Source organism: Curtobacterium sp. MCBA15_005 (assembly GCF_001864855.1).
GTDB lineage: Bacteria > Actinomycetota > Actinomycetes > Actinomycetales > Microbacteriaceae > Curtobacterium > Curtobacterium flaccumfaciens.
The window spans coordinates 40014-57715 of record NZ_MJGL01000005.1; the positions used below are offsets into that span (position 1 = coordinate 40014).

At 70.5% G+C, this 17702-nt stretch carries 18 protein-coding genes; 2 read left to right on the plus strand and 16 right to left on the minus strand.

Annotated features, from left to right (window positions below; all coding sequences use genetic code 11):
• Positions 1-2: 2 nt before the first annotated feature.
• From priA to BIU89_RS04995, 5 genes are all read right to left on the minus strand, one after another.
• Entirely contained in the window at positions 3-749 is a 747-nt protein-coding gene (gene priA, locus BIU89_RS04975; RefSeq protein ID WP_017885902.1) for a bifunctional 1-(5-phosphoribosyl)-5-((5-phosphoribosylamino)methylideneamino)imidazole-4-carboxamide isomerase/phosphoribosylanthranilate isomerase PriA, read from the minus strand.
• A 97-nt stretch (positions 750-846) separates the two neighbouring features.
• Positions 847-1485 carry an imidazole glycerol phosphate synthase subunit HisH gene (gene hisH / locus BIU89_RS04980; RefSeq protein ID WP_071244991.1) on the minus strand — a complete coding sequence of 213 codons (639 nt, stop codon included), beginning with the start codon at positions 1483-1485 and terminating at the stop codon, positions 847-849.
• Entirely contained in the window at positions 1482-2084 is a 603-nt protein-coding gene (gene hisB / locus BIU89_RS04985) for an imidazoleglycerol-phosphate dehydratase HisB (RefSeq protein WP_027464776.1), read from the minus strand. The genes hisH and hisB overlap by 4 nt, the downstream gene beginning before the upstream one ends.
• On the minus strand, positions 2081-3187 hold the full coding sequence (locus tag BIU89_RS04990) for a histidinol-phosphate transaminase (protein ID WP_027464775.1): 1107 nt from the start codon (positions 3185-3187) through the stop codon (positions 2081-2083). The genes hisB and BIU89_RS04990 overlap by 4 nt, the downstream gene beginning before the upstream one ends.
• Positions 3188-3251: 64 nt before the next feature.
• A complete protein-coding gene (locus BIU89_RS04995) occupies positions 3252-3629 on the minus strand; it encodes a LysM peptidoglycan-binding domain-containing protein (protein ID WP_071244992.1) in 378 nt (125 codons plus the stop codon).
• 236 nt (positions 3630-3865) lie between these two features.
• Here BIU89_RS04995 and lexA point away from each other — a divergent pair, with 236 nt between their 5' ends.
• Complete coding sequence (gene lexA / locus BIU89_RS05000; RefSeq protein WP_027464773.1) at positions 3866-4510, plus strand: transcriptional repressor LexA; 645 nt, start codon at positions 3866-3868, stop codon at positions 4508-4510.
• 213 nt (positions 4511-4723) lie between these two features.
• Here the strand turns inward: lexA and hflX are convergent, their stop codons facing one another.
• Positions 4724-6265: a GTPase HflX gene (gene hflX / locus BIU89_RS05005; protein ID WP_071244993.1), complete on the minus strand. Its 1542-nt coding sequence runs from the start codon at positions 6263-6265 to the stop codon at positions 4724-4726.
• A 61-nt stretch (positions 6266-6326) separates the two neighbouring features.
• Between hflX and BIU89_RS05010 the strand changes: the two genes are divergently transcribed.
• Positions 6327-6938: a class I SAM-dependent methyltransferase gene (locus BIU89_RS05010; protein ID WP_071244994.1), complete on the plus strand. Its 612-nt coding sequence runs from the start codon at positions 6327-6329 to the stop codon at positions 6936-6938.
• A gap of 201 nt (positions 6939-7139) precedes the next feature.
• Here the strand turns inward: BIU89_RS05010 and dapF are convergent, their stop codons facing one another.
• The 10 genes from dapF to BIU89_RS05060 form a co-directional block, all read right to left on the minus strand.
• Positions 7140-8030: a diaminopimelate epimerase gene (gene dapF / locus BIU89_RS05015; RefSeq protein WP_071244995.1), complete on the minus strand. Its 891-nt coding sequence runs from the start codon at positions 8028-8030 to the stop codon at positions 7140-7142.
• Positions 8027-8992: a tRNA (adenosine(37)-N6)-dimethylallyltransferase MiaA gene (gene miaA / locus BIU89_RS05020; RefSeq protein ID WP_254791495.1), complete on the minus strand. Its 966-nt coding sequence runs from the start codon at positions 8990-8992 to the stop codon at positions 8027-8029. Before miaA ends, dapF begins: the two co-directional genes overlap by 4 nt.
• Positions 8979-10475 (minus strand): tRNA (N6-isopentenyl adenosine(37)-C2)-methylthiotransferase MiaB, encoded by a 1497-nt coding sequence (gene miaB / locus BIU89_RS05025; protein ID WP_027464768.1) that lies wholly within the window; start codon positions 10473-10475, stop codon positions 8979-8981. Before miaB ends, miaA begins: the two co-directional genes overlap by 14 nt.
• A gap of 26 nt (positions 10476-10501) precedes the next feature.
• Positions 10502-11416 (minus strand): regulatory protein RecX, encoded by a 915-nt coding sequence (locus BIU89_RS05030; protein WP_071244996.1) that lies wholly within the window; start codon positions 11414-11416, stop codon positions 10502-10504.
• Positions 11413-12474 carry a recombinase RecA gene (gene recA, locus BIU89_RS05035; protein WP_027464767.1) on the minus strand — a complete coding sequence of 354 codons (1062 nt, stop codon included), beginning with the start codon at positions 12472-12474 and terminating at the stop codon, positions 11413-11415. Before recA ends, BIU89_RS05030 begins: the two co-directional genes overlap by 4 nt.
• 272 nt (positions 12475-12746) lie before the next feature.
• On the minus strand, positions 12747-12971 hold the full coding sequence (locus tag BIU89_RS05040) for a DUF3046 domain-containing protein (protein WP_027464766.1): 225 nt from the start codon (positions 12969-12971) through the stop codon (positions 12747-12749).
• An 86-nt stretch (positions 12972-13057) separates the two neighbouring features.
• Positions 13058-13366, minus strand: coding sequence for a helix-turn-helix domain-containing protein (locus BIU89_RS05045; RefSeq protein WP_027464765.1), 309 nt, complete (start codon positions 13364-13366; stop codon positions 13058-13060).
• 154 nt (positions 13367-13520) lie between these two features.
• Complete coding sequence (locus tag BIU89_RS05050) at positions 13521-14048, minus strand: CinA family protein (protein ID WP_071244997.1); 528 nt, start codon at positions 14046-14048, stop codon at positions 13521-13523.
• A complete protein-coding gene (gene pgsA / locus BIU89_RS05055) occupies positions 14045-14689 on the minus strand; it encodes a CDP-diacylglycerol--glycerol-3-phosphate 3-phosphatidyltransferase (protein WP_035807862.1) in 645 nt (214 codons plus the stop codon). The genes BIU89_RS05050 and pgsA overlap by 4 nt, the downstream gene beginning before the upstream one ends.
• A gap of 5 nt (positions 14690-14694) precedes the next feature.
• Complete coding sequence (locus tag BIU89_RS05060; RefSeq protein WP_071244998.1) at positions 14695-17628, minus strand: FtsK/SpoIIIE family DNA translocase; 2934 nt, start codon at positions 17626-17628, stop codon at positions 14695-14697.
• Positions 17629-17702 lie beyond the last annotated feature (74 nt).

Genomic DNA, 17702 nt, shown 5'->3' on the forward strand with positions numbered 1-17702 from the left:
CGTTACTCGGAGGCGATGTCGAGTGCGGCAGGCAGCGTGAACGCCCCGGAGTACAGCGCCTTGCCGATGATCGCGCCCTCGAGCCCGTACGGCACGAGTTCGCGGAGCGCACGGAGGTCGTCGAGCGTGGAGATCCCGCCCGAGGCCACCACGGGCTGGTCGGTCCGGTCGCACACCTGGCGGAGCAGTTCGACGTTCGGCCCCTGCAGCGTGCCGTCCTTGGTGACGTCGGTCACCACGTAGCGGGCGCACCCGGCGGCTTCCAGCCGGTCGAGCACCTCCCACAGGTCACCGGCGTCCTCGGTCCACCCACGGCTCGACAGCGTGGTGCCGCGGACGTCCAGCCCGACGGCGATCTGCTCGCCGTACTCACCGATCACACGGGCGGCCCAGTCCGGGTTCTCGAGCGCCGCGGTGCCGAGGTTCACGCGCGCCGCACCGGTCGCCAGTGCCGCTTCGAGCGAGGCGTCGTCGCGGATGCCACCGGACAGCTCGACGGAGACGCCCTCGACCTCGCGGACGGCGTGCGCGATCACCCGGCGGTTGTCGCCACGGCCGAAGGCCGCATCGAGGTCGACGAGGTGGATCCACTCGGCACCCTGGTCACGCCAGGTCCGGGCAGCGGCGACGGGGTCGCCGTAGCCGGTCTCGCTCCCCGCCTCGCCCTGGGTGAGTCGCACGGCCTGTCCGTCGACGACGTCGACCGCCGGCAGCAGGACGAGGGGCGGGGTGTCGGTGAGGTCGGTCATGGTCCTGTCGGTTTCGTTGCGGTGGAGAAGGGGCTGCGGACGGCCGGGAGGCCCGGTGCGCGTCCGGCACGGCCGTCGCGCCCGGCAATGGCCGGGTTCAGAGCGAACGCACCCAGTTGGAGAGCAGGCGGATGCCCGGCTCGCCGGACTTCTCGGGGTGGAACTGCGTGGCGGTGAGCGGTCCGTTCTCGACCGCGGCGATGAACGGCTGCCCGTGCTCGGCCCACGTCAGACGGGGCGCACGGAACGGCCCGTACGCCTCGAGCGGGAAGTCGGTCACCCCGTAGGAGTGCACGAAGTAGAAGCGTTCGTCGTGCAGCCCGTCGAACAGCACGGAGCCCTCGGGGGCCTGCACGGTGTTCCAGCCCATGTGCGGCAGCACCTCGGCCTGGATCTCCTGCACGGTGCCGGGCCACTGGCCGAGCCCTTCGACGTCGGCACCACGCTCGATGCCCCGCGAGAACAGGACCTGCATGCCGACGCAGATGCCGAGCACGGGTCGCCCGCCGGCCAGACGGTGGTCGACGATCTCGCCGCCCTGCACGCCCTCGAGCTGGTCGATCACGGCGGCGAACGCCCCGACACCGGGGACGAGCAGGCCGTCGGCCTTGAGCGCCGCCTGCTTGTCCGAGGTCAGGGTGACCTCGGCCCCGGCGCGCTCGAGCGCCTTGGCGGCGGAGTGGACGTTGCCCGACCCGTAGTCGAGGACGACGACGTTCGGCTTGGCGGCGGTCACAGGGCGCCCTTCGTCGAGGGGATGCCGTCGACGCGCGGGTCCAGTTCGACCGCCTTGCGCATGGCTCGGGCGAACGCCTTGAACTCGGCTTCGGCGATGTGGTGGGGGTCGCGGCCCTCGAGCACGCGGACGTGGACGGTGATGCCGGCGTTGAACGTGATCGCCTCGAACACGTGGCGGACCATCGAGCCGGTGAAGTGGCCGCCGATGCGGTGGAACTCGAAGCCCGCGGGTTCGCCGGAGTGCACCAGGAACGGGCGCCCGGAGACGTCGACGACGGCCTGGGCCAGCGCTTCGTCGAGCGGCACGAGGGCGTCGCCGTACCGGCCGATGCCGGAGCGGTCGCCGAGGGCCTGCTTGATCGCCTGTCCGAGCACGATGCCGGTGTCCTCGACCGTGTGGTGCACGTCGATGTCGGTGTCGCCCGTCGAGCGCACGCGCAGGTCGATCAGGGAGTGCTTGCTGAACGCGGTCAGCATGTGGTCGAAGAACGGGACGGAGGTCGAGATCGACGAGGTCCCGGTGCCGTCCAGGTCGAGCTCGAGTTCGACACTCGATTCGCTCGTCGAACGGCTGATCGAGGCGGTGCGGGCGGTCATGCCTCAACCCTAACCGGCGGCTGCTCGGCGGCGACCTGCCGCATGGCGTCGAGGAACGCGGTCGTCTCGGCCTCGGTCCCCGCACTCACCCGCAGGTGGTTCGGGATCCCGAGGTCACGCACGATGACGTCACGCTCGAGCAGCGCCTCGAACGCGGCGTTCGGGTCGGCGACACCACCGAACAGGACGAAGTTCGACCAGGTCTCGTAGGTGCGGTACCCCATGGCCTGGAGCTCGGTGACCATGCGGTCGCGCTGCCCCTTGATGTCGTCGACCATCGCCAGCATCTCGGGGGCGTGCCGGAGTGCCGCGATCGCCGCCGCCTGGGTCAGCGCGGACAGGTGGTACGGCAGCCGGACCAGCCGGACGGCGTCGACGACGGCGGGGTGCGCGGCCATGTACCCGACCCGGGCACCGGCGAAAGCGAACGCCTTGCTCATGGTGCGGGAGACCACGAGGCGCTCACGACCGGGCAGCAGCGTGAGCGCGCTCGGAGCGTCGGACGGCATGAACTCGGCGTACGCCTCGTCCACCATCACGATGCCGTCGGTCGCGTCGTAGGCGGCCGCGATCGTCTCGATGTCGAGCGGGGTGCCCGTCGGGTTGTTCGGCCCGCACAGGAACACGATGTCCGGCTGGTGCGCACGGATGGCCGCCACGACGGTCTCGGGCGAGATGCGGAACTCGTCGTCCCGCTGGGCCGGGATCCACGTGGTGCCGGTGCCCGACGCGAGGATCGAGTGCATCGAGTAGGTGGGCGGGAACCCGAGCACCGAGCGACCGGGCCCACCGAACGCCTGGAGGAGCTGCTGCAACACCTCGTTGGACCCGTTCGCCGCCCAGAGCTGCTCGGCGGTCAGGTCGTGCCCGAGGTAGTCGGCAAGTGACTGCCGGAGCTCGGTGAACTCGCGGTCCGGGTACCGGTTGACCGTCAGCAGGGCCTGCCGGATCGACTCGACGATGTCGGCAGCGACGTCGTCCGGAACGGGATGCGTGTTCTCGTTGACGTTGAGCTGCACACGGACGTGCTTCTGCGGGGCGCCGTAGGGGCTCTGCCCGCGCAGGTCGTCTCGGATCGGGAGGTCTTCGAGCGTGAATGCCACCGATCCATCGTAGGCCGCTGTCACCGTGCGACGACCAGCCGTCCGGACGGCGCTGCCCGAGTGGCTACTCGCCGTCGGTGTACTTGATGGGGATGGCGATCTCTTCGCCCGCCTGCAGCGCGGAGCCGTCGAGCGCGTTGAGGCTCACGACGTCCTGCACGAAGTCACGCGGGTCCGAGTCGGGGGCCGTCTGCTCGGCCAGCTGCCAGAGCGTCTCGCCCGGCTGGATCGTCACGGTCTCGAACTGAGTGCGGGCGCCGCCGGCGGTGGCGTCACCGGCGGAGGCCTGTCCACCGTTCAGCACGCCGAGCGCGACGACGATGAGGAGCGGGAGCGCGGCGAGCGTCGTGAAGACGATGCGGCCGCGACGCGTCAGACGCAGGCGGGTACGCACGGCGGGCGCCGCGGTGCGCTGGATGTCAGCGATGGCGATGGTGCTCATGTCGTTCTTGCCTTCCCGTTCGGTGGAACCGAAGTCGTGTACCGAACATAGTTTCGAATCAGACGGCGCACAAGTCCTGGGAGGGGATTTCTGCGGGGTTTTCTTGCGACACGCTCGAACAGGTGTTTGTCCGACCATGGCTGGTCGGATACTGTTTCGATCGACTGGGACAAGCCTGACGGGGACCACCGACATTCCCGCCGCGGCCAGACCGGCACCGACGAAAGCGAGACGACGTGGTGGACGAACTGCGGGGCCAGAAGCCGCTGACGCCGAAGCAGCAGGCGATCTTCGACGCGATCCGTGCGTCGATCGCCTCACGGGGCTACCCGCCGAGCATGCGCGAGATCGGCGACGCCGCCGGGCTCTCCTCGCTCTCCAGCGTCTCCCACCAGCTCGGCCAGCTCGAGCTCGGTGGCTGGATCCGCCGCGACCCGAACCGTCCGCGCGCGCTCGAGGTCCTGGTCGACGAGCCGTCGTCCGACGTCGGCGGCCCGGACATCGACGCCACCACGCTCGTGCCGCTCGTCGGCCGGATCGCCGCCGGTGTCCCGATCACCGCCGAGCAGCACGTCGACGAGATCATCCCGCTCCCCCGACAGCTCGTCGGCACCGGCGAGCTCTTCATGCTCAAGGTCGTCGGTGAGTCGATGATCGACGCCGCGATCTGCGACGGTGACTGGGTCGTCGTCCGGTCGCAGCAGACCGCCGAGAACGGTGACATCGTCGCGGCCATGCTCGACGAAGAGGCGACGGTCAAGGTCTTCCGCCAGCGCGACGGTCACACGTGGCTGCTGCCGCGCAACTCCGCCTTCGAGCCGATCCTCGGCGACGCGGCCTCGGTCCTCGGCAAGGTCGTCGCGGTCCTCCGCTCCCTCTGACCACGGCCCGCGACCCGCGCTGCACCGGCGCAAGACGCCGTCGTCAGTGCACGAAACCCCTCGTACGACGCCCCCAGCACGACGAAACGCCGCCGGATTCGGCGGCGTTTCGTGTGTTCCGGGGCGTCTCGGTGACGCGACGGCGTCCGGCAGACCCGTGACGGGCCTCCAGGCCGCGCGGCAGCGCTCTCCAGCGCCCGCCGGAGCCGAGCGTCAGACCGTCGGGACCGGCGTGACCACGTAGGGCTCGAGCTCGGCGACCTGCCGCTGGAAGACGCGCACCCGCAGGCGCGTGCCGTCCTCGACGTAGTCGACGGACTCGACCGAACCGGTGTCGTGCAGCGACGACACCAGGTCGCCGCGGTCGTACGGCACCACGATCGTCAGGTCGACGTCGGGCTCGGGCAGGCGATCCTCGATGACGCTGAGGAGCTCCGGGATGCCCTCGCCGGTGCGCGCCGACACGAACACCGCGTCCGGCACGAGTCCGATGAGCACCAGACGCTGCGCGTCGTCGATCAGGTCGGCCTTGTTGAAGACGACGATCTCCGGGATGTCACCCGCACCGACGTCGCCGATGACCTCGCGCACGGTGGACAGCTGCGCCCCGGGGTCGGGGTGCGAGCCGTCGACCACATGCACGATGACGTCGGCGTCGCCGACCTCTTCGAGGGTGGAGCGGAAGGCCTCGACGAGCTGGTGCGGCAGGTTGCGTACGAAGCCGACCGTGTCGACGAACGTGAACTCCCGGCCCTTGGCGCTCTCGGTCCGACGGACGGTGGCGTCCAGCGTCGCGAACAGCTGGTTCTGCACCAGCACGCCCGCGCTCGTCAGCCGGTTGAGCAGGGACGACTTGCCGGCGTTGGTGTAGCCCGCGATCGCGACGCTCGGCACCTCGTTGCGGTTGCGCTCGGCACGCTTGGCCTCACGGGCCGGGGTGAACCCGGCGATCTGCCGGCGGAGCTTCGCCATCCGCGTGTGGATCTTGCGGCGGTCGAGCTCCATCTTCGTCTCACCGGGGCCACGAGAGCCCATGCCAGCGCCTCCGGAGACCTGGCCACCGGCCTGCCGGGACATCGAGTCACCCCAACCGCGCAGTCGCGGCAGCAGGTACTGCAGCTGGGCGAGTTCGACCTGCGCCTTGCCCTCGCGGGTCTTCGCGTGCTGGCTGAAGATGTCGAGGATCACGGCCGTGCGGTCGATCACCTTGACCTTCACGACGTCCTCGAGCGCACGACGCTGCGAGGGTGCGAGTTCGGTGTCGGCGATCACCGTGTCGGCGCCGGTGGCCTTGACGACCATCGCGAGCTCCTGGGCTTTGCCCTTGCCCAGGTAGGTTGCCGGGTCCGGGTTCGGCCGACGCTGCAGGAGCCCGTCGAGCACCACGGCGCCCGCGGTCTCGGCGAGTGCCGCGAGCTCGCGGAGGGAGTTCTCGGCGTCCGAGGCGTCGCCCTGGGGGTACACGCCGATGAGGACGACCTGCTCGAGCCGCAGCTGGCGGTACTCGACCTCGGTGACATCCTCGAGTTCGGTGGAGAGGCCGGCGACACGGCGCAGCGCCGCACGGTCCTCACGGTCGTACTGGTCGCCGTCGCCGGTCCAGCTGCGGTCGTCGACCGACTGCGTCTGGATGGCCTGAGCGGGTGCGAAGATGGACGATGCTGCGCGGTGGTCTGCGTTGCGCAACACCCTCTCGACGACACCGTCTGCGCTGTCGTCGTTGGTCTGGTGGTTCTGCTGATGGGTATCCGTCATCCTGTGCACAGGCTACCTCCGCAGGCCCTCCGACACACTCGGTTGCCGGTACGGTTCATCCATGGCGAACGACCACTACTTCTCGGCCACCCCCGAGAGCGAACTCCGGCCGCGCCAGGTGCACGTCACGCTCGCCGGTCAGCCCCTCACCCTGTCGACCGCGGCTGGGGTCTTCAGCCCCGACGGCGTCGACCGCGGCACGAAGGTCCTGCTCGGTTCGGTGCCGGCACCGGCTGCCGACGGTGCCCTGCTCGACATCGGCTGCGGCTGGGGCCCGATCGCGATCACCATGGCCCTGCAGTCCCCCGACGCCCACGTGTGGGGCGTCGACGTCAACGAGCGGGTGCTCGGGCTCGCGCGCGCCAACGCGGCTGCTGCCGGGTCGTCGAACGTCACGATCGCGCTGCCCGACGACGTCCCGGCCGACCTGCGCTTCCGCACGATCTGGTCGAACCCGCCGATCCGTGTCGGCAAGGACGAGCTGCACCAGATCCTGCTGACGTGGCTGCCCCGGCTCGAGGTCGGGGGCGACGCCTGGCTCGTCGTGTCGAAGGACCTCGGGGGCGACTCGCTGCAGAAGTGGCTCGTCGGGGCGCTCGGCGAGGGGTTCGCGGTCACCCGCGAGTCGACGGCCAAGGGCTTCCGCATCATCCGGGTGCGCCGCAGCGCGTAGCGCGCGAGCGCGCACCGCGCGAGCGCGCACCGCGCGAGCGCGCACCGCGCGAGCGCGCACCGCGCGAGCGCGCACATCGTGAGCAGAAATGGTCGGGTCGCCGCTGGGCACCCGACCATTTCTGCTCACGAAGCGCAGCGGGGCGAAGCGCAACGGGGCGAAGCGCGCCCGCGCCCCGCGCACCGCGCGGCCGCGCCCGCGTCAGACCGTCAGGTCGCCCGAGAACACGAGTTCGGCGGGACCGGACAACGACACGTGCTCGCCGTCCTCGGTCGCCGTCATCCGCACCGTCAGCAGCCCGCCCGGCACCCGCACGCGCCAGGTGTCCGGCGCCCCCGCACCGACCCAGTAGCGCGTGGCGAGGGCCGCCGCGACGGCCCCGGTACCGCACGAGAGCGTCTCACCGCTCCCCCGCTCGTGCACCCGCATCGTGATCTCGCCGACGCCGTCCTTGATGAGGGGGTCGCCGGGCAGCACGAACTCGACGTTCGCGCCGTGCTCCGGTGCCGGGTCGAGCACCGGCAGGAAGGTCAGGTCGAGGTCGGCCAGTTCGTCCTCGGTCTCGACGGCGACGACCACGTGCGGGTTGCCCACGTCGATGCCGATGCCGGGCCGCGCCCCGTCGAGGTTCTTGGCCCGCACGAGCACGTCGTCGGAACCACCGCCCTCGATGCCCAGGCCCCAGCGGCCGAGGTCGGCGGCGAACCCGTTCGTGGTGCGCTGGATGTCGACCAGCCCCTTGCGGCTGCCCACGGTGAGCGTCTCGCCGGGAGCGAGCTCGACCAGGCCGGACTCGGTCAGGTACCGGGCGAACACGCGGATGCCGTTGCCACACATCTCCGCGACCGTGCCGTCGGCGTTGTGGTAGTCCATGAACCACGTGGCCTCGGGCTCGACGGCCACGAGCGCACGCCCCTCGGGGATCGCCTCGGACCGAACCGCCCGGATCACGCCGTCGCCGCCCACGCCGAAGCGTCGGTCTGCGATGGCGCGGATCCGCTCGGGGGTCATGTCGACGGTGGCGTCGGGGTCGGCGAACAGGACGAAGTCGTTGCCGGTCCCCTGGCCCTTGGTGAAGTGCAGCTCGGTCACGGCACGATCCTACGGGCCAGTTCCGACAGGTCGCCGCGGTCCGCCCCCGTGACGTCGAGCGTCTCGGCCTCGGCGTACCGGCGGAACCACGACACCTGCCGCCGGGCGTACTTCCGGGTCGCGATGCCGGTCGCCTCGACCGCCTGCTCGCGGGTCGACGTGCCGGCGAGCACCTCGAGCGCCTGCGAGTACCCGATGGCGCCCCGCGCGGTCCTGCCCTGCTCGAGTCCCTGCTCGCGGAGCGCCGCGACCTCGTCGACGAGTCCGGCCTCGAACATCCGCGCGGCCCGCCCGTGCAGCGCCGACACGAGCTGCTCGCGGTCACGCCGCAGGTGCAGGATCCGAGACGGTCGCCAGGCGCGGGGCGCGGCCGGGAGGCTCGGGGTCACGACCTCGGATCGGCTCGCGATCTCGAGTGCACGGATCAACCGCCGTGGGTTGCGTGCGTCGATCGTCGCGGCGGCCGCCGGGTCGAGGGCGCGGAGTCGCTCGAGCAGGATGCCCGGGCCGAGCTCCTCGTGCTCGCGCTCGAGTTGCGCACGGAGCGCGGGGTCGGTGCCCGGGAACGCCAGGTCGAAGAGCACCGCGGAGACGTAGAGGCCGCTGCCGCCGACGAGGACGGCCACGCCACCGTCGGCCTGGATCCGGTCGACGTCGGCCCGGGCGGCGTCCTGGTACGCGGCGACGCTCGCCTCGTCGGTGACGTCGAGCACGTCGAGCTCGTGGTGCGGGATGCCGCGCCGTTCGGCCGGCGGGAGCTTCGCGGTACCGATGTCCATGCCCCGGTACAGCTGCATGGCGTCGGCGTTGATGATCTCCGCGGGGCGGCCGGCAGCACGCAGCCGCTCCGCGATCGCGATGCCGAGGTCGGACTTCCCGGTGCCCGTCGCCCCGACCACCGCGATCAGGTCGGCAGTGGCAGCCGCAGTGGCACCGGCGGGCGGCAGGTCAGCGCCCGACACGGAGCGTGGGCAGCCCGAGCGAGACCGGACGGGGCCCGTCGCCGGCGGCGGCAGCGGGTGTGGGCACGCCGCAGCTCTCGGCCTGCGCGCGGTCCCAGGCGTCACCGGCCCGGGTGCGTCGGATGCGCAGCGGAGCGTCGTCGTCGGCGAGCAGGAAGTGCGGTGCAGCGCGGGTGATGTCCACGGTGACCACGTCGCCCGGGCGCGGGACCTCGGACCCGGAGGGCACGGTGAAGTGCACGAGCCGGGAGTCCTCCGCGCGACCGGAGAGCCGGCGGGTGGCGTCGTCCTTCCGGCCCTCACCGGAGGCGACGAGCACCTCGACACTCCGGCCGACCTGCAGCGCGTTCTCTTCCGCGGTGATGCGTTCCTGCAGGGCGACGAGTCGCTCGTAGCGCTCCTGCACGATGTGCTTCGGCAGCTGGTCGTCCATCGTCGCCGCCGGCGTGCCCGGGCGGATCGAGTACTGGAACGTGAACGCCGAGGCGAACCGCGCCTGCTCGACGACGCGCAGGGTGTCCTCGAAGTCGGCGTCGGTCTCACCGGGGAACCCGACGATGATGTCGGTGGAGATCGCCGCGTTCGGGATCTTCGCGCGGACGCGGTCGAGGATGCCGAGGAACCGCTCGCTGCGGTAGCTCCGGCGCATCGCCTTGAGCACCCGGTCGGAACCCGACTGCAGCGGCATGTGCAGCTGGGGCATCACGTTCGGGGTCTCGGCCATCGCGTCGATGACGTCGTCGGTGAAGGCCGCCGGGTGCGGGCTCGTGAAGCGGACGCGCTCGAGCCCCTCGATGGTGCCGGTGGCCCGCAGCAGCTTGCCGAACGCCTGTCGGTCGCCGAACTCGACCCCGTAGGAGTTCACGTTCTGCCCGAGCAGCGTGACCTCGATCGCGCCGTCGTCGACGAGCGCCTGGATCTCGGCCAGGACGTCACCGGGTCGGCGGTCCTTCTCCTTGCCGCGGAGCGAGGGGACGATGCAGAACGTGCAGGTGTTGTTGCAGCCGACCGAGATCGAGACCCACCCGCTGTGCGTCGAGTCGCGCTTGGTGGGCAGCGTCGACGGGAAGACGTCGAGCGCCTCGAGGATCTCGATCTGCGCCTCGTCGTTGTGCCGTGCGCGTTCGAGCAGGGTCGGCAGGGACCCCATGTTGTGCGTGCCGAAGACGACGTCGACCCACGGCGCCTTCTCGAGGATGACGTTCTTGTCCTTCTGCGCCAGGCACCCGCCGACGGCGATCTGCATGCCGGGGTGCTCGCGCTTGATCCCCGCGAGCTGCCCGAGGTTGCCGTAGAGACGGTTGTCCGCGTTCTCGCGCACCGCGCAGGTGTTGATGACGACGACGTCGGCCTGCGCACCGTCCGCCGCGGTGTAGCCCGCGGCCTGCAACGACCCGCTCAACCGCTCGGAGTCGTGCACGTTCATCTGGCACCCGTAGGTGCGGACTTCGTAGGTGCGGGGGCGCGCTTCGACGGTGGCCATGGTCGTTCCAGTGTAGGTCGGAGCGACTACTCGAACCGGACGGTCCCGCGGCCGGGTTGCGGTCGCTTCCCGCCGCCGTCGAGGGCACGTGCCACAGCGATCCGGACGACGCCGGAGCTGTAGCCCTTGCGCATCAGGAAGCCGGACAGCCGACGTTCTGCCGTGGCCCGGTCGAGCCCGCGCATCTGCGGCGCCCGCTTGTCGGCGAGCTCTTGCGCACGGAGGAACTCGTCGTCCTCGTCGTCGGCGGCTTCGTCGAGTGCGGTGTCGATCGCCACCTGGTCGATGCCCCGACGACGAAGCTCCGTCACGACACCCTGTCGACCGAGGCCCTTGCGGGCGTGCAGTCGATCCACCAGGTCGGTGGCGAGGGCGACGTCGTCGAGGAGCCCGACACGGGTCAACCGTTCGATCTCGTGTTCGACCACGTCGGGGTCGAGGTCCTGCTGCAGCAGCAGGGTCCGCATCTCGGACTCACTCACGCCCTTGCGGCCGAGCGCGCGCAGGCTGATCCGTTCGGCATCCGCCCGCTGTTCATCGAGCGGACGCGGTGCGTCGGCCGGGTCGATCTCCTCGCCGCCGGCGATGGAGAACACCGACGCGGTGGTGGCATCAGCGGTCTCGGCGTCGTAGCCGTCCTGCTCCGCACGGCTCGAGCGCCCGCTGCCGTCGCCGATCACGGGCGACACCCACGCCGCCGGCCCCCGGGCACCGTGCAGGGGCACCGGCGAATCGGCGTCGAACGATGCGGGGAACTCGTCCGCCCGGCCTTCGTCGGACTCGGGCAGGGCCCAGCCGTCGGAGTCGCGCGGTTCGTCCGGTGACACCGGAGGCTCGGGGATGGCGGGCATCACCGGCGTGACAGGAGCGCGACGACGCGACCTCGCACCGAACAGATCGGTGACCGGTGCGAGGCCGTCGTCGTCGTGGTCGGTGCTCACGCGCCCTTGCGCTCCGCGAGCTTCGGCGCGATCGACTCGACCGGGGCGTCTTCGGCCTTGGCGCCGCCGACGCCGAGCTTGGCGAGGATCTTGCCTTCGATGTCGGCAGCGATCTCGGGGTTCTGGATCAGGAAGGAACGCGAGTTCTCCTTGCCCTGCCCGAGCTGGTCGCCGTCGTAGGTGTACCAGGCACCCGACTTCTTGACGATGCCGTGGTCGACACCGAAGTCGAGCAGCGAGCCTTCGCGCGAGATGCCGACGCCGTACAGGATGTCGAACTCGGCCTGCTTGAAGGGCGGCGCCATCTTGTTCTTGACGACCTTGACGCGTGTGCGGTTGCCCACCGCGTCGGTGCCGCTCTTGAGCGTTTCGATGCGACGGATGTCGAGACGGACGGACGCGTAGAACTTCAGCGCCTTACCACCCGAGGTGGTCTCGGGCGAACCGAAGAACACGCCGATCTTCTCGCGCAGCTGGTTGATGAAGATCATTGTGGTCTGCGTCTGGTTCAGGCCACCGGCGAGCTTTCGCAGGGCCTGGGACATGAGGCGGGCCTGCAGACCGACGTGCGAGTCGCCCATCTCGCCCTCGATCTCGGCACGGGGCACGAGGGCCGCGACGGAGTCGATGACGATGAGGTCGATGGAGCCGGAGCGGACCAGCATGTCCGCGATCTCGAGCGCCTGCTCGGCGGTGTCGGGCTGCGACACGAGCAGGGCGTCGATGTCGACACCGAGCTTCTTGGCGTACTCGGGGTCGAGCGCGTGCTCGGCGTCGATGAAGGCCGCGATGCCACCGGCGCGCTGGGCGTTGGCGATGGCGTGGATGGTGAGGGTCGTCTTACCCGACGACTCCGGGCCGTAGATCTCGACGATGCGGCCACGGGGCAGGCCACCGATGCCGAGCGCGACATCCAGCGCCACCGACCCGGTCTGGATGACGTTGACGGGTGCGCGTTCGTCCGAACCGAGGCGCATGATCGCACCCTTGCCGAACTGCCTGTCGATCTGTGCGAGTGCGGTCTCGAGGGCCTTCTCGCGGTCTGCCGGTGATGGCATGGGGTGCTCCTTCGTGCTCGTGTTCGGCCGCCTGTAGGCTGTCGCGTCCACGCCGGCCGATGGTGCAAGGCCGGTGGTTCTGCGACAAGGCTTCGGGCTGTTCCCGATGTCCATCAACCTATGGCGAGCCACCGACATCACTGCCGACGGTCACGCGATCTGTGGATGGAACACCCGGGCGACGCCGCTGTGGAGGAAGCTACCACCGATCGAACACGCGTTCGAGCAACACGCCGAACACAGTTTCGGGTGCTCGACCCCGCGGAACCGGCTCAGTCCTGGGGTTCGGCCAGGCCCTTGCCGTGCCGACGGTCCATCGGGACGTCCTGCGAGTCGCACAGGGCGTCCCACACCCGGCGGGCGTCGACACCGGCGGCGAGGGCGTCCACGGCGGAGCGACCGCCGAGCCCTTCGAGCACGACGTCACGGGTGACCACGGAACCGTAGGCCTCACCGAACACCTGGTCGACGGCTCGCCAGAACTCACTCACGCGCATCCGACCAGCCTAGGCGCGTGGTCGCGGGCCGGAACGCAGAACGCCCCCGCCGGGAAGGACCGGCGAGGGCGTTCGGTGCGATGCGCTCAGCGCACCGCGAGGTCGTTGTCGAACTCGGCGACGAGGTCGTCCGGGAGCGTGTCGGGGACGGGGGTCAGCCCCTCGACGATCGCGAGGCGGTCGCCCACTTCGCGCATGATGGTCGAGATCGGCGTGTCCAGAGCATCCGCGACGGACGCGAGGATCTCCGAGCTGGCTTCCTTCTGCCCACGCTCGACCTCACTGAGGTACCCGAGCGCGACACTGGCCTTGGACGCGACCTGACGGAGGGTCCGGCCCTTCTGCAAGCGGAAGTCCCGGAGCACATCGCCGATTTCCTGACGAACGAGAACCATGAGAACTCCTCCTCTCTGTCGTCTCCGCGCCCGCTCGGTCCGGTGGATCGAGTTCGGGTTCAGCAACAATAGCGTTGCCGGTTGCAGCATGTTAGCCAGGCTGGCTGCCGTACTGCTGGAGATTTCGTGAGATGTAACCCAGTGGAAACGGGACCTATTCCCGGCCCCGGACCTCGGACGACATCCGTGCAAGGAGTTCGGAGACGGTGGCGTGCCGGATTGCTCCTCGGTCACCGTCGAGGCGCAGCTCGAAGGCCTCTGCCCCCGCGGCGGAGGCGATCCCCAGGTACACGGTGCCGACGGGCTTGCCGTCCTGCGGATCCGGGCCGGCGACGCCGGTCGTGCTGATCCCCCACGTCGCGGGTTCCCCGTCGACGGACAGCGCGATCCGGACACCGGCGGCCATCTGCCGGGCGACCTCGGGGTGCACGGCGCCCTCGGCCTCGAGCAGCTCCGCCGAGACCCCGAGCACCGAGTGCTTCACGGGCGTCGCGTAGGCCACGACGCCACCGCGGACGACGGCGCTCGCGCCCGGCACGTCGACGAGGGTCGCGACCACGAGGCCGCCGGTCAGCGACTCCGCCACGGCGAGTGTCTCTCCCCGCGCCGTCAGTTCGGCGATGAGTCCCGGTGCGACCGGGACGGGAGGCGCGGCCTGCGTCGAGCGGTCGGGTCCGGTCATGCGGTGGTGCGGTTGTGCTTCCATGCCTGCCAGAGGTAGTCGATCCCGCTCAGGATCGTTGCCAGGAACGCGGCCGTCATCAGGATGCCGTTGACCCAGTGCGCCCAGTCGCCGACCAGGTTCCACCACGGGAACAGCGCCGCCGTCAGGGCGACGGCCTGCAGCACGGTCTTGATCTTGCCGCCGCGGCTCGCCGGGATCACCCGGTCGGAGAGCACCGCGAACCGGAAGACCGTGATGCCGATCTCGCGCACCATGATCAGCACGGTCACGTACCAGGGCAGCTCGGCCAGGATCGACAGCGCGACGAGCGCACCGCCGATGAGCACCTTGTCGGCGATCGGGTCCACGAGCTTGCCGAAGTCCGTGACCAGGTTCTGCCGACGGGCGATGATGCCGTCGGCGCTGTCCGTGACGATCGCCACGACGAAGACGACCGCGGCCCAGATGCGCAGGGGTCCGTCGTTGCCGGCGTCGGCGAGCAGCAGGACGAAGAACAGCGGCGCCATCAGGATGCGCACCACCGTGATGATGTTCGCGACGTTCGCGGTCGACGCCGGGCCGGGGCCCTTGCGCAGCAGCCGCCCGCGCCACGGGAACCGTGCGCCGTGCGTGGTGTTCGTGCTGTCCGAGGCGGTCATCGCCGTCACTCCCTGCCCGTCAGTCCCCACGCGTCCTCATCGGGCTCGTCGTGGACTTCATCGTACCCGCGGGTCATGTCCCCGACGGGGTCTGCTCCGTAGCGGTCACCGTCGCCGGACGGCGTCGGGGCCGGCGCTGCCGGAGCGGCCGCGGCGGGCGGCTCCTCGCCGCGGAGCTTCGCGAGCACCGCGGGCAGCTGGTCGGCGGTCACCAGGACGTCGCGGGCCTTCGAACCCTCGGACGGCCCGACGATGTCGCGCGACTCCATCAGGTCCATCAGACGACCGGCCTTGGCGAAGCCGACGCGGAGCTTCCGCTGCAGCATCGACGTCGAACCGAACTGGGTCGACACGACCTGCTCGACGGCCGCGAGCAGCAGTTCGAGGTCGTCGCCGATGTCGGCGTCGATCTCCTTGCGCTCGACCACGGCCTGGACGTCCTGGCGGTACTCGGGCTGCGCCTGACGCGTGACGTGCTGGACGACCTCGGCGACCTCGCCCTCCTGCACCCAGGCACCCTGCACGCGGAGCGACTTGGACGAGCCCATCGGCAGGAAGAGCGCGTCGCCCTGACCGATGAGCTTGTCGGCGCCGGGCTGGTCGAGGATGACGCGGGAGTCCGTGACGCTCGTCACCGCGAAGGCGATGCGCGACGGCACGTTCGCCTTGATCAGGCCGGTGATGACGTCGACCGAGGGGCGCTGCGTCGCGAGCACCAGGTGGATGCCGGCGGCACGGGCGAGCTGGGTGATGCGGACGATCGACTCCTCGACGTCACGCGGCGCCACGAGCATGAGGTCGGCGAGCTCGTCGACGACGACGAGCAGGTACGGGTACGGCTTGAGCTTCCGCTCGCTGCCCGCCGGCAGGACGATCTCGTTGTTCTCGATCGCCTTGTTGAAGTCGTCGACGTGGCGGAACCCGAACGACGCCAGGTCGTCGTACCGCATGTCCATCTCCTTCACGACCCACTGCAGCGCTTCGGCCGCCTTCTTCGGGTTCGTGATGATGGGTGTGATGAGGTGCGGGACGCCGGCGTAGATGGAGAGTTCGACGCGCTTCGGGTCGACCAGGACCATGCGGACCTCGGACGGCTTCGCGCGCATCAGCAGCGACGTGATCATCGAGTTGATGAACACCGACTTGCCGGAACCGGTGGAGCCGGCGACGAGCAGGTGCGGCATCTTCGCCAGGTTCGCGACGACGAAGCCGCCCTCGACGTCCTTGCCGACGCCGATCGTCATCGGGTGCTTCGACTTGCGGGCGGCGTTCGAGCGCAGCACGTCACCGAGCGAGACGATCTCGCGGTCGGTGTTCGGGATCTCGACACCGATGGCACTCTTGCCCGGGATCGGCGACAGGATGCGGACCTCGTTCGAGGCGACCGCGTACGACAGGTTCTTCGACAGGGCCGTGACGCGCTCGACCTTGACGCCGGGGCCGAGCTCGATCTCGTACCGGGTCACCGTCGGCCCGCGGGAGAACCCGGTGACCTTCGCGTCGACCTTGAACTCGGTGAGCACCCCGGTGATGGCGGCGACGATGTCGTCGTTCGCCTGGCTCCGCGCGACCGAGGGCGTCCCGGAACTCAGCGTCGTGGCGGCGGGCAGTCGGTAGGGCTTCGACGGATCGTCGTCGGAACCGGCGGCGGCCGCACTCAGCTCGGCGGCGGCGTCGATGTCCTCCGGCTCGTCGACGATCTCGGGCTCGGACAGCACCTCCGGCACCGCGGGACGGATGTCGGCCGTCGGCTCCGGCCGCGCGGGGACGTCGGTGCCGAACGCGCGGAGCGCCTGCTCGGCGTCCTGCAGGTCCTGCTCGACGGAGTCGTTGAGGTTTACCGACGCGGGCTCGGCCGGCGTGAGGTCGACGAGCCCGGCGGCGGCACCGGCGTTCGGGCTCACTGCGGGGGCAGCGGGCACGACGGGCGCAGCTGGTGCGACGGCAGCGGCAGCCGGGGCGACCCCGGTGGCCGGCGGCAGCACCGGGCTGTCGTACGCCGGGTCCTCTTCGCGCCCGGACTTGTTCCGGCGCCACCACGGCACATTGTCGCCACCGGCTTCGGCGTCGGCAGCGGCCTGCTCGTCACCGAACCCGAGGTCGTCGAACAGCTGGAAGTCGGCGCCGCCCTTCTTGCCGCGCTTCGAGGTGCGGGCGCGGGCGGCGGGCTCCGCCGCAGCGGCGGCGTCGGCCTCGGGCTCGGCTGCGGGGGCCGGCGCGCCGAACAGGTAGGCGTAGAGCTCGTGCAGGCGTCGCCCGAGCTTGTTCGGCGGCGTCTTGGTGATGATGAAGAGCGAGAGCACGAGCAGCACGATCGCCACGGGGACGGCCACCCAGGCGGTCGCGATCGTGACGAGCCAGCCGATGACCACCCAGCCCAGCACCCCACCGGCGGCGGCCAGCGCGGGCATGCCGTCGGCCGCGCTCGGTCGGCCACCGAAGACGTGGCAGAGCGAGGCGATCGACACGATCAGGAGGCCCAGGCCGATGCCGATCCGGGTGTTGTCGTGCACCGAGGCCGGGTGCCGGAACAGCCACCCGGCGAACACGATCATGATGACGGGCAGGGCGAACGCCAGGCGGCCGAACAGCCCACCGAACGTGTACGCATCGAGTGCGACGGAGACGCTGTTGGTCGGGTTGAGCCACTCCACGACCCCGCCGGCGATGGCCAGCAGGAACAGCAGGAACGGGAACCCGTCGCGCCGCTGGTCCTTCTCGAGGGTCTCCTTGCCGAGCAGCCGGAACATCGCGCCGACGCCGTGCGCCATCGCGAGCCAGAAGGTCACGAGCGGGTTCTGCTCGCGGAACACCGGTGTGGGTGCAGCCTGCGGCAGCTTCTTCGTCGTGGCCTGGGTGCGCGACGAACCGCGCGTCCCGTTGCCACGGGACGACGTGGACGCGCGCGAGCGCGTGGTCGACTTGGTGCCTCCGGCCATGGGCAGAACCCTAACGCCCGCTCAGGACAAACGCAGGAAGGCCCGCCGCAGCGTCCGTGACGGACGCTGGACGG